The 3,893-nt window shown below is 66.0% G+C and carries 4 protein-coding genes; 2 read left to right on the forward strand and 2 right to left on the reverse strand.

Translation table 11 applies throughout. The features are described from left to right. Window positions 1-256 precede the first annotated feature (256 nt). Window positions 257-607 (forward strand): zinc ribbon domain-containing protein YjdM, encoded by a 351-nt coding sequence (locus tag JHD07_RS21435; RefSeq protein WP_291625527.1) that lies wholly within the window; start codon window positions 257-259, stop codon window positions 605-607. 6 nt (window positions 608-613) lie between these two features. Here JHD07_RS21435 and JHD07_RS21440 read toward each other — a convergent pair whose 3' ends face one another. After that, a complete protein-coding gene (locus JHD07_RS21440) occupies window positions 614-1,534 on the reverse strand; it encodes a DMT family transporter (RefSeq protein WP_291625530.1) in 921 nt (306 codons plus the stop codon). A gap of 199 nt (window positions 1,535-1,733) precedes the next feature. Continuing rightward, window positions 1,734-1,988, reverse strand: coding sequence for a hypothetical protein (locus JHD07_RS21445; protein WP_291625532.1), 255 nt, complete (start codon window positions 1,986-1,988; stop codon window positions 1,734-1,736). Window positions 1,989-2,424: 436 nt separating this feature from the next. Between JHD07_RS21445 and JHD07_RS21450 the strand changes: the two genes are divergently transcribed. After that, a complete protein-coding gene (locus JHD07_RS21450) occupies window positions 2,425-3,756 on the forward strand; it encodes a D-alanyl-D-alanine carboxypeptidase family protein (RefSeq protein WP_291625534.1) in 1,332 nt (443 codons plus the stop codon). Window positions 3,757-3,893: the final 137 nt, after the last annotated feature.

Consider the following 3,893-nt stretch of genomic DNA (forward strand, 5'->3'; position numbering starts at 1 on the left):
CGCATCGTGCGGTGCTGGTCCAGCAAGGCCTGGATTTTTGCTCTGAGCGTGTCGTCCATCGCGCCATCTCCGGTGACTTCCGAACAAGAGGATACGGCCGTCCTGCGCAGCGCCATTGATGCAGCTCAACGCGTGTCACTCGGTGACATAGCACCGGCGCATCGGCCTGCCGCCGCGCGGTTTGCAGCTTTTCCTTGCTTTCCCGCTCGCCGCCTCTACGGTCGCGCCGCGAACGAACCGCGAGACAGCAGCCATCATGACCGACGCGATGAAATGCCCGACCTGCAATTCCGAGCACGCCTATCAGGACCGCGATCTCTGGGTCTGCCCGGAATGCGGCCATGAATGGAGCGGCGCAGCGGAGGCGGCCGCGGACACGGCGCAGGCTGCGGGCGTGCGCGATGCCAACGGCAACGTGCTCACTGATGGCGACAGCGTCATCGTGATCAAGGATCTCAAGATCAAGGGCTCGTCCTCGGTGGTGAAGGGCGGCACCAAGGTGCGCAACATCCGCCTGCAGGACGCCAGCGACGGCCACGACATCGCCTGCAAGATCGACGGCATCGGCGCGATGAATTTGAAATCGGAGTTCGTGCGGAAGGCGTGAGGTCCGCTAGCTCTGCCGCTGCGCCAGATAGAATCCGCACAGCACCGTCACGAGGCCTGCGGACTGCAGCATCGTCGGCGGCTCGCCGAGCAGCAGCCAGCCAGTGAGCAGCGTCAGCGCCGGCACGCAGGCCGGAAACACCGCGGCGCGGGCGACGCCGAGACGCTGGACGGAGACGGCGTAGAGATAGAGCGCGGCGGGTCCGGCAAGCACGCCCTGCGCCAGCGCCTGGATCGCGTTCTCGGTCACGCCGATCGCCGCCATGTGGGCGATGCCGACCGTGGCGACGTAGACGGGCACCAGCAACAGCGACAGCACGTTGATGACGAGCGCAGCCGGCACCGCCGAGACGCGCCAGCGGCGCAGCATCGCGCCGAAGCCGGCGAACATGAATCCGGCGAGCACAAAGATCAGATCGCCCTGGATGCCGTCGGCCCCGATATGGCCGATCGATTCCGCGCCGATCACGCCGAGGCCTGCGACGATGACGAGCGCGCCGGTCAGGCGCGAGGCGGAGATCCGCTCCTTCAGCACGACCGCGGCGAGCAGGAGCCCGCCGAGCGTCGCGCAAGAGGGCTGGATCACGCTGCCATGGCCGAGCGGGACGAACAGGAAGCCGCTGTAGGAGATCAGCGACATCACGGGACCGCCGAGCACCATCAGCACGAGCCCCCTGCCCCAGCCGATGCCGCAGAGATCGGAGAGTCCGGCGCGCAACACCAGCGGCAGGAACGCGATCCCCGACCAGACATAGCGATGCACCAGGAGATCGACCGGCGTGAAGCCTTCCTTGAGGCCGTGCCGCGTGGCGGCGAAGCCGAGCGCCCAGAACAGCGCTGCGGCAAGCCCGCAGACCACGCCCAGCAGTGCCGGCGCTGCATCGTTCTTCTGGGTGAGAGCGTCAGCGCCGCTCGCTCGCTGATCCATGAACCAAGCGATATGTCGTCGCGCTGAGCCGCTCAACCCACGCGGTTGCAGGGCAGGCACGCGGGCATCGCGACGAGGCTGCGCAGAACCGTGAAGGCCGCACGCGCAATGCGCATGCGGAGTCGTGATACCGCGGGCGGAACGGGGGCGTGAAATCTCGCACTGCGCGAGGCCCCGTCCACCACTGACAAGCTCGCTCTCAGCGGGCGGCGCGCGTGGTCACGTCCGCGGTCTTCAATTTGCCCGAGCTGAGCACCTTCGCCTGGTGGACCGAGGCGATTGTGCTGGGCGATGCGACCTGCTGCTCGACATGTGTGGCACCGAGCACGCGCACCTGCAGTGGGGAAATCGGGAATCCATTGGCCTCATAGGTCGGCAGTTCGGCAGCGAACGCCGCGGTGCCGCCCGCGATCGTCAGAATGGCCGCGGCGATCGACAGGGTCTTTTTGTTCATTTTGGTGGTGCTCCAAGATTGCGGGTCGAAGCTCTATCTAGGCGCATTTTGCTGCAGCGCGACACGCGTTGCTGCATTGCAATATCGCGCAGGGTGCATGACGATATGCCTAATGGCTACGAAATCCAGCGAATCACGCCCGGCTGCGACGTGGCACTCCATAAGAAGGTGCTCAGCCACTTACCAAGGTGCCCCATCCGTCTGCTCCAGCGCACCAGCCATAAGGCGCGCAACGCAAATGGAACCCGCGTTGCAGTTCGGCAACACTCCCTCTCGAAAAGCCCACACTCGCCAATTGCGCCATTGCCTCGCCACACGGTCCCCCGAACAATCGACGCGCTGCGTGCCTTTCCGTGCAAGACTGTTTCGCCAACACTGTTTGCATCATCACTGTTCGAAGGAGCTGGATCGAACAGAACGTTTGGAGGCAGGGATCATGAACGATCGGCGGTCTCTTCTGGTGGCGGTATCGTGTCCTGGTGCCGTTCTCGCCGGCTGGCTGGCATTGTCGCTGTCCGCCTATGCGCCGGCCGTGATCGAGAACAGCGGCGCCAATGCGGCTGCCGTCTCGCGCGCCAAGGATCTCAGCCGTCTCGATCTCGCAGACGTGCCGCGCGCTGCAACGATCGAGGATGGTGTTGCCCTGACCGCCGACATCGCCGCCTCCGTCGCTGCGGCGCCTGCTCCAGCAATCCCGGCAACGCCGGAGGCGCCAGCCTCCACGATCCAGCTTGCTTCGGCCGACCCGCTGCTGGTCCTGCCGATGGAGACGGCGCCCGCGCCGCTGATGTCGCCTGAACCTGAGTTCATTGTGGACGAGGCCGCCGTGAGCGAAGCTGCGGTTAGCGAGACTGCCGCCCCAGCCGCGACTGAGGAGCCCGTCAAGCTCGCGTCCGCCGATCCCACCGAGATCGTGATGACGGATGCCCCGTCCTCCGCGGTGATCGCAAGCGGCCCCGTCACGCCTGCGAGCAAGGCATCTCCGCCTGCCGACACCGTCGCCGTGCTCGACGAATGCTTCGTCATCGAGGCCTGTGTCGACCGCTACCTCTGGGCGCTCTATCAGCGCACCGCCAAGGAAGACACGATGAAGGTGCAGGAGCGGCGCGCCGTCACCGTCAAGCGCAAGGGCAAGACCGTCACGGTGATGCGCAGCTTCACCAAGCTGGTCGATCAGGACTTCACCTGGAAGGACCCGAAGGCGGCCGAGCGCGTCGGCATGTCGATGATGGACTACGTCATCGGCGGCATGGACAAGAGCTTCAAGCTGCAGCTCTTCCGCATGATGCTAGCGGCCGAAGCCGCCGGCCTGTCGCCGGGCATCACCAGCGCATTCCGCGACGACTACCGCCAGTCCATCGCAAGCGGCATGAAGGCCGCCTCCAACCGTTCCTTTCATGGCGGCAGCACCCGTGGCGGCTACGGCCACGGCATGGCCGCGGACATCGTCAGCACCCAGGGCAACAACCGCGCGCAGCGCTGGGTCTCGACTGAACAGCTGTGGAAATGGGTCGATGCCAACGGCAAGGCCTACGGCATCGGCCGTCCCTATCTCGGCCGCGATCCGCCGCATGTCGGCCCGATCGACGGCGCGGAATACATCTCCAAGCGCGGCACCGCCGATCGCAAGGACGTTGCCAGCGCCAAGCCTAAGAAACCGCGCGCCGTCGCCGGCGCCAAGCCGCCCAAGGCGCACGCCGCCGGCGATCAGAAGAGTTCGGCCAAGCCGCAGAAATCGGCGCAGTCCGCCCCCAAGCCCGCAACCTGAAAGCGCGCAACCTGATCGGTTACGGCTCGCGTAGCACCATCGGTAACGGCACGAGCCGCATTTCGGCCGAGCCGGCTTGATGTGTGCGCGCCAGCACCGCAAAGGTGCCGCCGCCCACCGTACCAAAGCCCAGCAGG

It is taken from the genome of Bradyrhizobium sp., from assembly GCF_016462955.1.
In the GTDB taxonomy this organism is placed as follows: Bacteria; Pseudomonadota; Alphaproteobacteria; order Rhizobiales; family Xanthobacteraceae; genus Bradyrhizobium.

What these genes read in the sequence shown, in the direction of transcription:
- JHD07_RS21435 (WP_291625527.1), top strand. Translation starts at nt 257, where the DNA reads ATGACCGACGCGATGAAATGCCCGACCTGCAATTCCGAGCACGCCTAT.
- JHD07_RS21440 (WP_291625530.1), bottom strand. Translation starts at nt 1,534, where the DNA reads ATGGATCAGCGAGCGAGCGGCGCTGACGCTCTCACCCAGAAGAACGAT.
- JHD07_RS21445 (WP_291625532.1), bottom strand. Translation starts at nt 1,988, where the DNA reads ATGAACAAAAAGACCCTGTCGATCGCCGCGGCCATTCTGACGATCGCG.
- JHD07_RS21450 (WP_291625534.1), top strand. Translation starts at nt 2,425, where the DNA reads ATGAACGATCGGCGGTCTCTTCTGGTGGCGGTATCGTGTCCTGGTGCC.